At 42.5% G+C, this 16,839-nt stretch carries 14 protein-coding genes and 1 rRNA gene; 12 read left to right on the plus strand and 3 right to left on the minus strand.

Translation table 11 applies throughout. The features are described from left to right. Positions 1–168: 168 nt before the first annotated feature. The 6 genes from rrf to der all read left to right on the plus strand — a co-directional run bounded on the left by rrf (position 169) and on the right by der (position 4,681). Positions 169–279 (plus strand): 5S ribosomal RNA (gene rrf, locus AAE250_RS19155). 159 nt (positions 280–438) lie between these two features. Next, on the plus strand, positions 439–1,023 hold the full coding sequence (locus tag AAE250_RS19160) for a YceD family protein (protein WP_294599358.1): 585 nt from the start codon (positions 439–441) through the stop codon (positions 1,021–1,023). A 12-nt stretch (positions 1,024–1,035) separates the two neighbouring features. After that, positions 1,036–1,221, plus strand: coding sequence for a 50S ribosomal protein L32 (gene rpmF / locus AAE250_RS19165; RefSeq protein ID WP_002562387.1), 186 nt, complete (start codon positions 1,036–1,038; stop codon positions 1,219–1,221). Positions 1,222–1,346: 125 nt separating this feature from the next. Next, positions 1,347–2,354 (plus strand): beta-ketoacyl-ACP synthase III, encoded by a 1,008-nt coding sequence (locus tag AAE250_RS19170; protein ID WP_294599356.1) that lies wholly within the window; start codon positions 1,347–1,349, stop codon positions 2,352–2,354. An 83-nt stretch (positions 2,355–2,437) separates the two neighbouring features. Next, entirely contained in the window at positions 2,438–3,319 is an 882-nt protein-coding gene (gene era, locus AAE250_RS19175) for a GTPase Era (protein WP_294599353.1), read from the plus strand. 48 nt (positions 3,320–3,367) lie between these two features. Then, positions 3,368–4,681: a ribosome biogenesis GTPase Der gene (gene der / locus AAE250_RS19180; protein ID WP_294599350.1), complete on the plus strand. Its 1,314-nt coding sequence runs from the start codon at positions 3,368–3,370 to the stop codon at positions 4,679–4,681. Positions 4,682–5,072: 391 nt separating this feature from the next. Here der and AAE250_RS19185 read toward each other — a convergent pair whose 3' ends face one another. After that, positions 5,073–5,843, minus strand: coding sequence for an ABC transporter ATP-binding protein (locus AAE250_RS19185; protein ID WP_294599347.1), 771 nt, complete (start codon positions 5,841–5,843; stop codon positions 5,073–5,075). Positions 5,844–5,890: 47 nt separating this feature from the next. After that, positions 5,891–6,634: an MlaE family ABC transporter permease gene (locus tag AAE250_RS19190; RefSeq protein WP_294599343.1), complete on the minus strand. Its 744-nt coding sequence runs from the start codon at positions 6,632–6,634 to the stop codon at positions 5,891–5,893. Positions 6,635–6,710: 76 nt separating this feature from the next. Between AAE250_RS19190 and lptB the strand changes: the two genes are divergently transcribed. Continuing rightward, a complete protein-coding gene (gene lptB / locus AAE250_RS19195; RefSeq protein ID WP_294599339.1) occupies positions 6,711–7,466 on the plus strand; it encodes an LPS export ABC transporter ATP-binding protein in 756 nt (251 codons plus the stop codon). A gap of 75 nt (positions 7,467–7,541) precedes the next feature. On the opposite strand, the gene AAE250_RS19200 is transcribed toward lptB, so the two are convergent. Continuing rightward, complete coding sequence (locus AAE250_RS19200) at positions 7,542–7,790, minus strand: RNA recognition motif domain-containing protein (protein ID WP_294599336.1); 249 nt, start codon at positions 7,788–7,790, stop codon at positions 7,542–7,544. Between the two features lie 432 nt (positions 7,791–8,222). Here AAE250_RS19200 and tig point away from each other — a divergent pair, with 432 nt between their 5' ends. From tig to AAE250_RS19225, 5 genes are all read left to right on the plus strand, one after another. Beyond that, positions 8,223–9,578 carry a trigger factor gene (gene tig / locus AAE250_RS19205; RefSeq protein ID WP_294599332.1) on the plus strand — a complete coding sequence of 452 codons (1,356 nt, stop codon included), beginning with the start codon at positions 8,223–8,225 and terminating at the stop codon, positions 9,576–9,578. 132 nt (positions 9,579–9,710) lie between these two features. Beyond that, on the plus strand, positions 9,711–10,373 hold the full coding sequence (clpP, locus tag AAE250_RS19210) for an ATP-dependent Clp endopeptidase proteolytic subunit ClpP (protein WP_294599329.1): 663 nt from the start codon (positions 9,711–9,713) through the stop codon (positions 10,371–10,373). A 2-nt stretch (positions 10,374–10,375) separates the two neighbouring features. Then, positions 10,376–11,620, plus strand: coding sequence for an ATP-dependent Clp protease ATP-binding subunit ClpX (gene clpX, locus AAE250_RS19215; protein ID WP_294599327.1), 1,245 nt, complete (start codon positions 10,376–10,378; stop codon positions 11,618–11,620). 174 nt (positions 11,621–11,794) lie between these two features. Then, complete coding sequence (gene recQ / locus AAE250_RS19220) at positions 11,795–13,978, plus strand: DNA helicase RecQ (protein ID WP_294599325.1); 2,184 nt, start codon at positions 11,795–11,797, stop codon at positions 13,976–13,978. A 330-nt stretch (positions 13,979–14,308) separates the two neighbouring features. After that, complete coding sequence (locus AAE250_RS19225; protein WP_294599323.1) at positions 14,309–16,639, plus strand: Kelch repeat-containing protein; 2,331 nt, start codon at positions 14,309–14,311, stop codon at positions 16,637–16,639. Positions 16,640–16,839: the final 200 nt, after the last annotated feature.

The following is a 16,839-nucleotide window of genomic DNA, read 5'->3' on the forward strand; positions in this document are numbered from 1 at the left end:
TGACGTTGATAGGATGCAGGTGTACAGGTGGTAACATCATAGCCGAGCATTACTAATTGCCCGTTCACTTTTTGTCTTCCGGGTATGGGGGATATATACGTTCAGCAAGAGCTTTACTTCAGTTATAGCTTATAATTTATAACTGTTCTTACATCATGTCTACCTTATTCAGGTGACTATAGCACCGGGGTTCCACCTCTTCCCATTCCGAACAGAGAAGTTAAGCCCGGTCACGCCGATGGTACTGCGTAACAGTGGGAGAGTAGGTAGTCGCCGTTTTAGAGAGAAGCCTCCATATCGATTGATGTGGGGGCTTTCTTGTTTTGCTACAGTTCAATATCTGGCGATTAAGCATAAAAAAATGAATATTTTACCCTAAATGCTACATTATGAGGATAATTATTCGTATCTTTGTCGCCCGAATAAACTAAAGAAGCTTTGGGAAAGTTTGATAAATACAAAATAGACTTGAAAGGTATGCAGGCAGATTCATCTAAGTATGAGTTTGTACTGGACAACCTTTTCTTTGCCAATATTGATGGGCCGGAGGTTCAGAAGGGTAAAGTCAATGTGGTATTAGTTGTAAAGAGAACATCTCGTGCTTTCGAATTGAACTTTCAGACAGACGGTATAGTGTGGGTACCATGCGACCGTTGTTTGGACGATATGGAACAGCCTGTCAGCTCTACTGATAAGTTGCTGGTAAAGTTTGGCCATGAATATGCCGAAGAAGGTGATAATCTCATTGTCATCCCCGAAGAGGAAGGCGAGATTAACGTGGCCTGGTTCATGTACGAGTTTATTGCTTTGGCCATACCGATGAAGCATGTACATGCTCCTGGTAAGTGTAACAAAGCGATGAGTAGCAAGCTGAATAAGCATTTGCGTACCACTCCCGATGATGAAATGTCGGAGGATAGCTTTGCTGCTCCGGAGGAAGAAAGTGAACTGATGAATGAAGAAACCGAAATGCCGGTTGATCCGCGTTGGGACGAATTAAAGAAAATATTAGATAACAATTAAAGATTAAAGAAAATGGCACATCCTAAGAGAAGACAGTCAAAAACAAGAACTGCAAAGAGAAGAACTCATGATAAAGCAGTAGCTCCTACACTGGCTATTTGCCCGAATTGCGGTGAATGGCATGTATATCATACTGTATGTGGCGCATGTGGTTACTACAGAGGTAAACTTGCTATTGAAAAGGAAGCAGCTGTATAAATTGCAGGCAGTTTGACTAAAACTTATACTTAAATATCGGGCGTCTGAAAAGATTTGTACATTGAATGAGCAAACCTTTTTAGACTACCGTTGTTTAAGTATTCCTATACGTAAACAAGATTTTAATGGAAAAAATAAATGCAGTAATTACAGGAGTCGGAGGATATGTACCGGATTACGTCTTGACAAACGACGAAATCTCCAAAATGGTAGATACCAATGATGAATGGATTATGACCCGTATCGGAGTAAAGGAAAGACGTATCCTGAATGAAGAAGGATTGGGAAGTTCGTACATGGCGCGTAAGGCTGCAAAGCAATTGATGCAACGTACCGGTTCCGATCCCGATGATATCGATTTGGTTATTGTCGCTACTACTACTCCTGATTATCATTTCCCCTCTACTGCTTCCATTTTGTGTGATAAGCTTCGGCTGAAGAATGCATATGCTTTTGACTTACAAGCAGCCTGCTGCGGTTTTCTCTATGTAATGGAGACAGCGGCCAACTTCATACGTTCCGGAAGATATAAGAAGGTTATCATTGTGGGAGCCGACAAAATGTCGTCGATGGTGGATTATACTGAACGCGCTACTTGTCCTATTTTTGGTGACGGTGCTGCCGCTTTCATGTTAGAGCCGACAACGGAAGATGTAGGTATTATGGATGCTATCTTGAGAACAGACGGTAAAGGGTTGCCGTTCCTGCATATGAAAGCAGGCGGTTCTGTTTGCCCTCCTTCTTATTTCACGGTAGACAATCACATGCATTACATCTATCAGGAAGGCCGTACGGTGTTTAAATATGCGGTATCCAACATGTCGGATGTCAGTGCTGCTATTGCTGAAAAGAATGGCTTGACAAATGAAACTATCGACTGGGTGGTTCCTCATCAGGCAAACCTCCGCATTATCGATGCAGTGGCAAACCGTTTGGGAGTTCCTCATGAGAAGGTGATGATTAACATCGACCATTATGGTAATACAAGTGCCGGTACACTTCCACTTTGTATCTGGGACTTTGAAGAAAAACTGAAGAAAGGCGATAACCTTATCTTTACGGCATTCGGCGCCGGTTTTACTTGGGGAGCCGTTTACGTGAAGTGGGGATACGACGGAAAGAAACAGCAGTAACGGTTGTTGCTGAAAATATACGATAAAAACGCATCCTATTTCGATTCGATGCGTTTTTTTGTCTCAATTCAAATACTAAAGTCATGCATAAAGCAGGTTTTGTGAACATCGTGGGGAATCCCAATGTAGGTAAATCGACATTGATGAATGCTTTGGTAGGTGAGCGTATTTCCATCGCCACCTTCAAAGCCCAGACTACCCGTCATCGGATTATGGGTATCTATAATACGGACGATATGCAGATTGTATTCTCGGATACACCGGGAGTGCTGAAGCCTAACTATAAGTTGCAGGAGTCTATGCTGAATTTCTCTACTTCGGCACTGACGGATGCAGATGTATTGCTGTATGTGACGGATGTGGTTGAGACGCCCGACAAGCATAATGATTTTGTAGAGAAAGTGAGCCGCATGGAGGTTCCGGTACTGTTGCTCATCAATAAGATTGATTTGAGTAATCAGGAGAAGCTTGTGGAACTGGTAGAGGCATGGAAGGAACTGCTTCCGAAAGCAGAGATTATTCCTATTTCGGCCACCACGAGGTTTAATGTGGATTATGTGATGAGACGGGTAAAGGAACTCTTGCCCGATTCACCGCCTTATTTTGATAAGGACCAGTGGACCGACAAACCGGCACGTTTCTTTGTGACTGAGATAATCCGTGAGAAAATACTATTGTACTACGATAAGGAAATACCTTATTCGGTAGAGGTGGTAGTAGAACAGTTTAAGGAAGAAGCGAAGAAGATACATATCAGCGTGGTGATTTACGTGGAGCGCGATTCGCAGAAAGGTATTATAATAGGCAAGCAGGGAAAGGCTTTGAAGAAAGTCGCTACCGAGGCTCGCCGGGATTTGGAGAAGTTCTTCGGGAAGACGATTTTCCTGGAGACATTTGTGAAGGTTGATAAAGACTGGCGCAGTTCGGACAAGGAATTACGCAATTTCGGTTATCAGCTGGACTAAGAGTTATTCATACGACTGTGACAGTCGCAAAAACAAAGAGTGTGAACTATGGGAAATTTAGTTGCAATCGTAGGACGTCCCAATGTGGGAAAGTCTACATTATTTAATCGTCTGACCAAAACACGTCAGGCAATTGTGAACGAAGAAGCGGGAACAACCCGCGATCGTCAATACGGCAAGACCGAATGGTTAGGGCGTGAGTTTTCAGTAGTGGATACCGGTGGATGGGTAGTGAATTCCGACGATATCTTCGAAGAAGAGATCCGCAAGCAGGTGCTGATGGCAGTAGAAGAAGCTGACGTGATTCTGTTTGTGGTGGATGTGATGAACGGAGTTACCGACCTCGACATGCAAGTAGCTACTATATTGCGCCGTGCCAATAAGCCGGTGTTACTGATTGCCAATAAAACCGATAACAATGAGTTGCAATACAATGCCCCTGAATTTTATAGTTTGGGCTTGGGCGATCCTTATTGTGTCTCGGCCGTGACTGGTAGTGGTACGGGAGATATGATGGACCTTATTGTCAGTAAGTTCAATAAAGAATCGGATGAGATTTTGGATGAGGATATTCCCCGCTTTGCAGTAGTAGGACGCCCGAATGCCGGAAAGTCTTCCATCGTCAATGCTTTTATTGGAGAGGACCGTAATATTGTGACGGAAATAGCAGGAACTACGCGTGATTCTATTTATACCCGCTATAATAAATTCGGCTTTGACTTCTATTTGGTAGATACTGCGGGTATCCGTAAGAAGAATAAGGTGAATGAGGATTTGGAATATTATTCTGTAATCCGTTCTATCCGTTCCATTGAGAACTCAGATGTTTGTATCTTGATGCTTGATGCTACGCGAGGTGTGGAGAGCCAGGATTTGAATATCTTCTCTTTGATTCAGAAGAATGCCAAAGGCTTGGTAGTAGTGGTGAATAAGTGGGATTTGGTGCAGGATAAGACTGTGAAAGTAATGAAGACTTTTGAGGATGCCATCCGTAACCGTTTTGCCCCGTTTGTGGACTTCCCCATTATCTTTGGTTCGGCAACGACCAAACAGCGTATCTTGAAGGTCTTGGAAGAGGCGCGTAATGTATACGAGAACCGTATGGTACGTATTCCGACTGCTCGTCTGAACGAGGAAATGCTCCCGCTGATCGAGGCGTATCCGCCTCCTTCAATCAAAGGCAAATATATCAAAATAAAATATATCACGCAGTTACCTAATACTCAAGTACCTTCGTTTGTATATTTCGCAAATCTTCCTCAGTATGTGAAAGAGCCGTACAGACGTTTCCTGGAGAATAAGATGCGCGAGAAATGGAATTTGACCGGAACACCGATTAATATTTATATCAGGCAGAAGTAAGAGATGAATAAATATGTAGGAAATGCTTTAAATGTTAAAAGACAAGAATTTTATGTTTAAACATTTCGTAGAAGATTTAGCAGTGAACCAAAAGCTAAAACAGCCCTAGGCATGGTGTTGGACGGGGTTTTGAGGGGAATAGTTATTGTTGAGTAATTCCTCTAAATTTCTGTTCATTATAGCTTTCTGTGGTTTTTTTTATTGCATAGTTTTATGTACCTTTGCCATGTAATTGAAATTGTGCTTCATGCTTTTAATGAAGCAATGAAGACAATCAAAATATATCGTGATGATATAAGTCAATTCTATTAACTGGTTTTATGAGGATGAGACATCTGGAACGTGTGTTCCGGATGTCTCTTTTTATAGGGGTAGGGAAGACTTCAGGCTGTTAGCCTTCAATGTTTTGAAGCTCTACTTCTCTTACCTTTTGGAATAAGTCTGAAGCAAAGACGAAATTGTTCAGGCGTTCGTTGGTGGAGGTGAAGATATCGTCTTTACTGCCTTCCCACTCTTTGCAACCTTCGTAAATGTAGATAATCTTTTCGCCGATACCCATTACGGAGTTCATGTCGTGGGTGTTGATGAGGGTAGTCATGTTGTACTCTCGGGTGATGTCCTGCACCAGTTCGTCGATGACAAGTGATGTTTTGGGGTCCAGGCCGGAGTTCGGCTCGTCGCAAAACAGGTATTGAGGGTTCAGGGCAATGGCGCGGGCAATGGCTACACGCTTCTGCATACCGCCGCTGATTTCTCCGGGAAATTTATCTTTGGCTTCAATCAGGTTGACGCGTTCCAGACAGAACATGGCACGGCGGGTACGGTCGCGCAGAGTGTCGTTGCTGAACATGTTCAAAGGGAACATGACATTGTCTAGTACTGTCATGGAGTCGAATAAGGCGGCGCTTTGAAAAATCATTCCCATTTCCCGGCGGAGCGCTTTCTTCTCCTTTTTACTCATGGCAAGAAAGTTACGGCTGTCGTATAGCAGTTCTCCTCTGTCCGGCGTTAGCAGCCCTACGATGCACTTCATCAGTACAGTCTTTCCTGAACCACTCTGACCTATGATTAGATTGGTTTTCCCATTTTCGAAAGTGGCATTAATATCTTTCAGTACCTCTTTTTCTTCAAATGACTTATAAAGTCCTTTCAGTTCGATCATTCTTTGTTTAATTAAGAATTGAAAATTGAGAATTTTGAAATTTCTCCTTATCCCATCAGCAACTGCGTCAGTATCAAGTCGGCAAACAAGATAAGTACGCTGCTGCATACTACGGAGTCGGTGGATGCTTTTCCTACTTCGATGGACCCACCCTCGACCGTATAGCCGAAGAAGGCCGATACGCTGGCAATGATGAAGGCAAAGAACAGGGACTTGATGATACCGCACCAAATGAACCATTCCACAAACATGTATTGCAGACCGTATTCCAAATCGACAGCCGACATGATACCGCCAAACCAGCAGGTACAGAAAGCACCAATGATGCCGGCAAATATACTGAACGTTACCATCAGCGGAATGGTTGTCACCATAGCTGCAATTTTAGGTAGAATCAAGTAATTGGCAGAATTGACTCCCATGATTTCAAGTGCATCTATCTGCTGGGTTACCCGCATGGTGCCTAGCTCGGAAGCAATGTTGGAACCGACTTTTCCCGCAAGAATCAGACACATGATAGAGGATGAGAACTCCAGCAGCATAATTTCGCGGGTAACATATCCCACTGTCCAACGGGGCATGAAAGGACTTTCGATGTTCAACTTGATCTGTATGGTGATTACGGCTCCGATGAAGAACGATATCAACAATACGATGCCGATAGAATTTACACCGAGCTGTTCTAACTCGTTGACATATTGGCGGAAAAACATACGCATACGTTCGGGACGGGCAAATACACGGCCCATCAGTATGATATATCTTCCCACTGTTCTGAATGCTTTAATCATAACTCATAAGTATTTGTGTGCAAATGTACATCATTTCAGCTTATTTTTGCTACATTTGCGGCAAAATAACGCAAGTATGGAAGAAAGCAGAATGGTGCTTCGCACGGAAGATTTGGTTAAAAAGTACGGTAAGCGTACGGTGGTGAGCCATGTTTCCATTGATGTGAAGCAAGGTGAGATTGTAGGGTTGCTGGGACCGAACGGTGCCGGTAAGACAACCTCGTTCTATATGACCGTGGGGCTGATTACTCCGAATGAGGGCCGCATCTTCTTGAATGACCTGGATATTACGAAATATCCGGTGTATAAGCGTGCGCAGACGGGTATTGGCTATTTGGCACAGGAAGCATCCGTGTTCCGCCAGATGAGTGTGGAAGATAACATTACATCTGTGCTTGAAATGACTGATAAACCTTTGGAGTATCAGAAGGAGAAACTGGAAAGCTTGATTGCTGAATTTCGTTTGCAGAAGGTGCGAAAGAATAAAGGTAACCAGTTGTCCGGTGGTGAGCGCCGTCGTACGGAGATTGCCCGCTGTCTTGCCATCGACCCTAAGTTTATTATGCTTGATGAACCTTTTGCCGGAGTCGACCCTATTGCCGTAGAAGACATTCAGCAGATTGTGTGGAAGCTGAAGGACCGTAATATCGGCATTTTGATTACCGACCATAATGTACAGGAAACATTGAGCATTACCGACCGTGCCTACTTATTGTTTGAAGGTAAAATCCTTTTCCAGGGTACTCCGGAAGAGCTGGCCGAAAACAAGATTGTGCGTGAAAAATACTTGAGTAATAGCTTCGTACTTCGTCGGAAAGACTTTATGAAATAGTGGCTCTTTCGTTCAGCCATTCCTATAATAAAAAAAGACCGCTTTTGGCGGTCTTTTTTTCATTCTCCTTTATAATTAGTATTTCGGAGGTCTTGCTTCTTTCACTACCATTTGGCGTCCGAAGAATTCGGCTCCATCCAGTTCAGAAATAGCTTTGGCTGCAGCAGCGCCGTCTTCCATTTCTACAAAAGCGATGCCTCTGAAACGTCCGGTTGCGCGATCATTGATAAATTTGATAGAAGATACTGCACCGTAATCTTCCATGACCTTCTGCAGGTCACCTTCCTTAACGCGGTAGTTAAGGTTTCCAACATAAATGTTCATAATGAAAAATGATAAAATAAATAAATGAATAAAACTCTCTTGGAAGGTGGGCTGAATAATAAAAGGATTAAAACGACAGAGAGTTTACAAAAACGTTTTTTGAACGGAAGTAAAAACTATGTAATAGAAATCGAGAAACTAATGCACCATCATTCCGCAGCAAAGAAACATATAATATTCCGATTAACAATGTTTTTCAGCAATTATTTTTTCATTTTTCTTTCGAATATGGGCTCAAGGTCTTTAAATAATTACTATTTGTTTTTCAACTGATGACAGAATCCGGTTTGATTCTGTCAGGTTATGTGTTGTATTTGTAGGATGCAGGGAAATAATTCGGCAATGTTTTTTGATAATTGAAAGAATAACGCTAATTTTGCACCCTCATTTGAGATATGGAATAAAGTATAAATCAAATAAATAATTGTCAGAATGAACGTTTCATTGCAAAACATTGACAAGGTAAGCGCATTGCTTACTGTAAAGCTTGAGAAAGCAGACTATCAGGAAAAGGTAGACAAATCATTGAAAAATTTCCGTCAGAAAGCTCAGATCCCCGGTTTCCGTAAAGGTATGGTGCCGATGAGCCTGGTTAAGAAAATGTATGGTAAGTCAGTAATAGCCGAAGAAGTTAACAAGCTGCTTTCCGATGCAGTATATAAGTATATCCAAGACAACAAAGTTGAAATACTGGGCGAACCTCTGCCGAACGAAGACAAGCAGCAGGAAATCGACTTCGATACAATGGAAGAATTCGAATTCTTGTTCGACATTGCTCTGGCTCCTGAATTCAAGGCTGAGGTCAGTGACAAAGATAAAGTAGACTACTATACGATTGAGGTAACGGAAGATATGGTGAACAACCAGATCAAAGCTTATACTCAACGCAATGGTAAGTACGATCAGGTGGATGTTTACGAAGATAACGACATGCTGAAAGGTTTGCTTGCCGAACTCGATGAAGAGGGTAATACAAAAGAAGGCGGCGTTCAGGTGGAAGGTGCCGTTATGATGCCGTCTTACATGAAGAATGACGAACAGAAGGCTATCTTTGCCGGTGCAAAGGTGAATGATGTACTCGTATTCAACCCGTACACTGCTTGGGATGGAAACGATGCCGAACTGTCTTCTTTGCTGAAGATTGAGAAAGAGGCTGTTGCAAATATGAAATCTAATTTCAGCTTCCAGGTAGAAGAGGTTACCCGCTTCGTACCCGGCGACTTGACTCAGGAAATCTTTGACCAGGTATTTGGTGAAGGTGTAGTGAAGACCGAAGAAGAATTCCGTGCCAAAGTGAAAGAAGCTATTGCCGCTCAGTTTGTTGCCGACAGCGACTATAAGTTCCTGATCGATGCACGTAAGGTGTTGATGGAGAAAGTAGGTAAGCTGGAATTCCCGGATGCACTGCTGAAGCGCATCATGCGTCTGAACAACCCCGATAAGGATGAAAAGTTCGTAGAAGACAATTACGACAAGAGCATCGAAGAACTGACCTGGCACCTGATTAAAGAACAGTTGGTGAAAGCTAACGATATCAAGGTTGAACAGGAAGATATCACCAATATGGCTAAAGAAGCTACCCGTGCACAGTTTGCACAATATGGTATGATGAGCGTACCCGATGAAATTCTGGAAAACTATTCCAAAGAAATGCTGAAGAAGAAAGAAAGCATCGAAGGCTTGGTAAACCGTGTTGTTGAAGCCAGATTGGCCACAGCACTGAAGGCTCAGGTGAAACTGGACAATAAGACAGTTTCAATGGAAGAGTTTAACAAGATGTTTGCATAAGACTTTGCCAGCCTGCGGCTAAATTTTATAAAGAAACACAGAGTTTGACAAACTATAACTCTGTGTTTTTTTGTGTCTCTGTGTTCTTTTTCGTTTCTTTGCAACTATATTAAATTTAAAAACAGCAAGAAAATGGATGAATTTAGAAAATACGCCACCAAGCATTTAGGTATGAACAGCTTGGTGCTGGACGATGTGATTAAGTCACAAGCCGGTTATTTGAATCCCTATATCCTTGAAGAGCGTCAGCTCAACGTTACACAGTTGGACGTATTCTCCCGCCTGATGATGGACCGCATCATCTTCCTCGGTACGCAGATAGACGACTATACTGCCAATACATTGCAGGCGCAGTTGCTTTATCTGGATTCGGTAGATCCGGGTAAGGATATCTCTATCTATATCAACTCGCCGGGCGGTTCGGTATATGCCGGCCTGGGTATTTACGATACCATGCAGTTCATCAGCAGTGATGTAGCCACTATCTGTACGGGTATGGCGGCCAGTATGGCAGCTGTGTTGCTGGTAGCAGGTGCCGAAGGCAAGCGCTCTGCATTGACCCACTCCCGCGTGATGATACACCAGCCGATGGGTGGTGCGCAGGGACAAGCTTCGGATATTGAGATTACAGCACGTGAAATCCAGAAGTTGAAGAAAGAACTTTATACTATTATCGCCGACCATTCTCATACTCCTTTCGACAAGGTATGGGCTGATTCAGACCGTGACTATTGGATGACGGCTCAGGAAGCCAAAGAATATGGTATGGTAGATGAAGTGTTGATTAAAAAATAAATATGGCAGATTCAAGAAAGAATAAAAACAGATGCAGTTTCTGCGGACGCTCTGAAGATGAAGTCGGTTTCCTCATTACGGGGATGAACGGTTACATCTGTGATAGTTGTGCTACCCAGGCCTATGAGATTACTCAAGAGGCCTTGGGGGCGAACAAAAAGGGCGGTGCCACGAAGCTGAATCTGGAAGAACTTCCTAAACCCGTAGAGATTAAGGATTTTCTTGATCAGTATGTCATTGGTCAGGATGACGCCAAACGTTTCTTGTCGGTATCGGTGTACAACCATTATAAGCGTCTGCTCCAGAAAGACGGTGGAGATGATGTGGAAATTGAAAAATCCAATATTATTATGGTAGGTAGTACAGGTACGGGTAAGACGTTGCTGGCACGTACCATCGCCAAACTGCTGCATGTACCTTTTACGATTGTAGATGCAACGGTGTTGACCGAAGCCGGTTACGTGGGTGAGGATATTGAGAGTATTCTGACCCGTCTGTTGCAGGTGGCAGATTACAATGTACCCGAAGCCGAACAAGGTATTGTGTTCATTGACGAAATAGACAAGATTGCCCGTAAGAGCGATAATCCGTCTATCACCCGTGATGTGAGCGGTGAAGGTGTACAGCAAGGATTGCTGAAACTTCTGGAAGGTTCAGTGGTAAACGTTCCGCCACAAGGTGGACGTAAGCACCCTGACCAGAAGATGATTCCGGTAAATACCAAGAATATTCTGTTCATTTGCGGCGGTGCTTTTGATGGCATCGAGAAGAAGATTGCCCAACGCCTGAACACCCATGTGGTGGGATATAGCGCTGTACGCAATACGGCTGTTATCGATAAGAATAATATGATGCAATACATTGCTCCTCAGGATTTGAAGGCATTCGGACTGATACCCGAAATCATCGGCCGTCTTCCGGTATTGACCTATTTGAATCCTTTGGACCGCGCAGCACTGCGTGCTATTCTCACGGAGCCGAAGAACTCTATTATCAAGCAATACATCAAGCTGTTTGAAATGGATCATGTGAAGCTTACTTTTGAAGATGCTGTATTTGAATATATCGTTGATAAAGCGATTGAATACAAGTTGGGTGCCCGTGGTTTACGCTCTATTGTGGAGACAATCATGATGGATGTTATGTTCGAAATCCCGTCCGAACACAAAGATAGCTTTGTGGTGACACTGGATTACGCAAAACGCCAACTTGAAAAAGCAAATATGGCAAGACTACAAAGTGCTTAAAATCAGATGGTAATACAGAGTGAAACCGACTTTTTTGTTTTTTATTGAAAATATTCGGCGGATTATGCTTGAAATTTAAGAAGTTGTTTATAACTTTGTTAGAGCTCTTCATTCGAAGATATACCGAAGGGCAACTATTTAAAGTTAACTCAATAAACAACAACCTAATGAATCATGGCAGGGAAGAAGACTAATTTGACAGACCAGCTGAAGAAATACTTCGGGTTCGACACTTTTAAAGGAAATCAGGAAGCAATCATACAGAATCTGTTGGCAGGTAACGATACTTTCGTGTTGATGCCTACTGGTGGAGGTAAGTCCTTATGCTACCAGTTACCTTCTTTAATGATGGAAGGCACGGCTATTGTAATCTCTCCTCTGATTGCTTTGATGAAGAACCAGGTCGACGCGATGCGTAACTTCAGTGAGGAAGATGGAATAGCTCATTTCATCAATTCTTCCTTGAATAAAGGTGCGATAGATCAGGTCAGGTCCGATATCATCAGTGGTAAAACGAAGTTACTTTATGTAGCTCCGGAATCGTTGACGAAAGAGGAGAACGTGGAATTTCTGAAGACGGTAAAGATCTCTTTCTATGCCGTAGACGAAGCCCACTGTATCTCTGAGTGGGGGCATGACTTCCGTCCGGAATATCGCCGTATCCGTCCTATTATCAATGAAATTGGAAAAGCTCCGTTGATAGCGTTGACTGCGACTGCTACGCCTAAGGTACAGCATGATATCCAGAAGAACCTGGGTATGGTGGATGCGCAGGTGTTCAAGTCGTCATTCAACCGTCCGAACCTCTATTATGAGGTACGCCCTAAAACAACTAACGTAGATAAGGATATCATCAAGTTCATCAAGAACAATCCCGAGAAATCAGGCATCATCTATTGCCTGAGCCGGAAGAAAGTGGAGGAACTTGCTGAAATCCTGCAGGCAAACGGCATCAATGCCCGCGCTTATCATGCCGGTATGGATTCTGCCACACGTACACAAAACCAAGATGACTTCCTGATGGAAAAAATTGATGTGATTGTGGCTACCATTGCTTTCGGTATGGGTATCGACAAGCCTGACGTACGTTATGTGATCCATTATGATATCCCCAAGAGTCTGGAAGGATATTATCAGGAGACCGGACGTGCCGGAAGAGATGGAGGAGAAGGACAGTGTATTACTTTCTATACCAACAAGGACTTGCAGAAGCTCGAAAAGTTCATGCAAGGCAAACCTGTGGCAGAGCAGGAAATAGGCAAGCAGCTTCTGCTGGAGACTGCTGCGTATGCCGAATCGTCTGTATGTCGCCGAAAAGCATTGCTTCATTATTTCGGTGAAGAGTATACAGAAGAGAATTGTGGTAATTGTGACAACTGTTTAAACCCCAAAAAACAAGTGGAAGCTCAGGAATTATTGTGTACCGTGATTGAAGCTATTCTCGCGGTGAAAGAGAATTTTAAAGCGGACTATATTATAGACATAATACAAGGTAAAGAAACTTCGGAAGTGCAGGCACATCTGCACGAAGACCTCGAAGTGTTCGGCTCGGGTATGGGCGAAGAAGACAAAACATGGAATGCTGTTATCCGTCAAGCTCTTATCGGCGGTTATCTGAGTAAAGATGTCGAAAATTATGGTTTGCTGAAAGTGACGGAGGAAGGTAAGAAATTCCTCAAGCATCCAAAGTCGTTCAAGATTACAGAAGACAATGACTTTGAAGAGGTGGAAGAGGAAGCACCGGCACGCGGCGGTGGCGCCTGTGCGGTAGACCCGGCACTCTATTCTATGCTGAAGGATTTGCGTAAAAAGCTATCCAAGAAGTTGGAAGTTCCTCCTTATGTCATCTTCCAGGATCCTTCTTTGGAAGCGATGGCAACTATTTATCCGGTGACATTGGATGAATTGCAGAATATTCCGGGTGTAGGCGCCGGCAAGGCGAAGCGTTACGGAGAAGAATTCTGTAAACTCATCAAGCGTCATTGCGAGGAAAATGAGATTGAACGTCCGGAGGACTTGCGTGTACGTACTGTAGCCAACAAATCTAAGATGAAAGTAGCTATTATCCAGGCTATCGACCGCAAAGTTGCATTGGATGATATCGCTTTGTCTAAAGGTATCGAGTTTGAGGAACTGTTGGACGAAATAGAGGCTATCGTTTATTCCGGAACTAAGTTAAACATCGACTATTTCCTGGAGGACATCATGGACGAAGATCATCTGCTCGATATCTACGATTACTTCAAGGAGTCTACTACCGATAAGATTGATGATGCGCTGGATGAGTTGGGAGACGACTTTACAGAAGAAGAAGTCCGTTTGGTGCGCATTAAGTTCATTTCCGAGATGGCGAACTAAAGAGTTAAAATACATTTTTGTTAAAACCGGGCTTATCTTCCATAAGTCCGGTTCTTTTATTCTATATTTGTCTGATTAATAAATAGACTACTACATGACAGGAAAATGAGAGTAAGAATAGGATTTTTCATAATATTACTTTGTTTTTTTTGCTTGCGAGGCAATGCGCAAGGGATCGAGTTCAATACGTTTGAATCTGAAACCATACAAAAGACAAGCTATTCTGTATTTGATGAAAATCCTCTGACCTTTAAAGGAGACTTCTCTATTTCATACGACCTGGCAATTCAGGATTACGGTTCTTTCGGGTATATTTTCCGTTTAAAAGATTTGAAAACTGAGAAGAGCGATATCTATAGTTTCGTATTCTCTTATGATAATGATGAGCGGAGTTATCTGAAGTTCAATATAGAGGCTAAAGAATGTATAATAGTAGATACCTTACATAACAAGACTCTTGGTGCCCGGCGCTGGATACCCGTGAAAATATCATTTTTCCTTAAAGCAGATTCGGTATGCCTCGCTATTGACCGGCGGCAATATAAATCAGGAGGGCTGGGCATGCCTGGAGAGATGACGCCTTCCATCATGTTCGGCAGCAGTAAGTTTTCCGAAGAAATTCCTTCTTTTGCCATTCGGAACTTAGTCATTTCGGATGCTACCCAGGAAATAGAGTTTCCCTTAAATGAAAGTACCGGTACCTCTGTACACGATAAGCAGGGAAAAGTACGTGGAAAAGCAATTAACCCTATCTGGTTGATTAATAAATCTTATTATTGGAATTTGCTTCACGAGCAAGTGTCCGAAACTACAGCTGGCTATAATTATGATTCCCGATCTGATAATTTTGTCTATTTCAATAAAGACTCTCTTTATACTTTGGATATACGCCGGAATATTTGGGAAGGTGACGTACACCGGCCTCTTCCGATGAAGATGTATTTGGGCACAAACTTCTATCATCCTGATACTCATTCTGCCTATATCTATGAAGTGGACAACCATCTGGACTCCTGCACCATCTGCTCTCTGAATGTGCTTACGGGAGAGGTAGAGAAGGTCGATGATAAATTCTTGTCTTCACAGCGGCATCATCATTCTTCCTATCTGGATACGATTCAAAACAAGTTTTACATTTTTGGAGGCTTTGGTTCTCGCAAGTACACCAATACTTTGGAAGTGTATGATTTGAACCGGAAAGCGTGGAATACGGTTAATCTGAAAGGAGATTTTGTTGCTCCCCGTTTTTTCTCTTCTATGGGGGCTTTGAACTCTGATGAGTTGCTGTTGTTTGGAGGAACCGGCAATAATAGCGGAGACCAGAGTCTCGGAAAGATATATTATTATGATCTTTATAAAATAAGCCTGAGAGATTCGACTATACAGAAAGTACGAGATTTTTCATATCATGGAACTCAGATTGTTCCGGTGAGAAACCTTCTCTTATCCGACGACAAGACGGCTTTCTATACATTGTGCTATCCTATGCAGGAGGCTTCTTCTCACCTGCAGCTATATAAGTTTTCTTTAGAAGATGATTCTTATGAGGTGCTGGGCAATTCCATTCCGATGGAATCGAAAGCTATTTTATCGAATGCCAACCTTTACTATAACAATAAAACGAAGGAGTTCTATTGTTGCACGCAAGAGTTTGACGAGCATGGCGGTGAGTCTTCTGTTACCCGGTTTTATTCTTTGGCAGCACCGGCTATTGCCGAGAATGCGCTGTTGTTATATTCTGCAAAAGAGACATTTCCTGTAGGGGTTGTTCTTGTAACTGTTGTTATAGTATTGGTGTTGATTATAGCTGTGGTGATTTATCTGAGAAAGAAGAAAGCAGGGCGGCAGATTCCCGAAACAATATCCGATCTTGAGGGTGTGCATATTCAAGCTAAAGATAAAAGTGCATCACAGGCCAATGCGTTGTACTTGTTTGGTGAATTCACAATGCTTGATAAGAAGGGAAGAGACATAACCCATCTGTTCAGTGCCAAAATAAAACAGTTATTCCTGCTTACTTTTTTAAACGGTATAGGAAATAAAGAAGGTATTACTTCGACCTACATCTACGGGTTGTTATGGCCTGAGAAAGAACTAAGCAGTGCCAAGAACCTGAAAGGCGTTACGATAAATAGATTGAGAAAGATATTGGATGACCTGGAAGGCATTGAACTGGTGTATACTAATAGCCGCTATTCTATCAAACTGTCGGAGAACTTTTACTGTGATTACCAGAAATACCTTGAACAGATAGATAAAATCAGGCAAAGTGACGCATCGCAGGAAGTCAGTCAATCCTTAATAGAAATATTATCACGTGGGAAATTTCTGAAGTCAGTTGATGAATCCATGTTCGACAGCTTTAAGAGTGAACAGGAATATGAGCTGCACAAAATATTGATGATCGAACTGAACAACCTGTACACCAAAGGTGCGTACGAGCAGGTGGTTCAATCGGCAGAGATTTGGTTGAGGTTCGATTCTTTAAGTGATACAGCTTTATGGTATTTGCTGAATGCTTATCATAAACTAAAGAAAGAGGATCAGGCCATGAAGAAATACTATTTATATATTGCAGAATATAGTAAAAGCATGGGGAATAACTATCCGCATTCTTACTCTGATATTATTCACAATGATTTAAGGATGAACTTTCAATAATTGAAAAGGCAGGGCGGATTACCTTCAATTGCAGGTCTCTATCTTTGAGACCTTTTTTTATGCTCACTTTTTTATGTCATAGAGCATGAAATTGCTTGATTAACCAGGTAATTAATGAAATAACTCTTAGAATTAACCTCCGATTAACCCTGATGTAATCGCTATTGTAATCTATCAGCATCTATTTTTGCTTTCGTAGC

This window comes from Bacteroides sp. GD17, from assembly GCF_038448625.1.
Classification (GTDB): Bacteria; Bacteroidota; Bacteroidia; order Bacteroidales; family Bacteroidaceae; genus Bacteroides.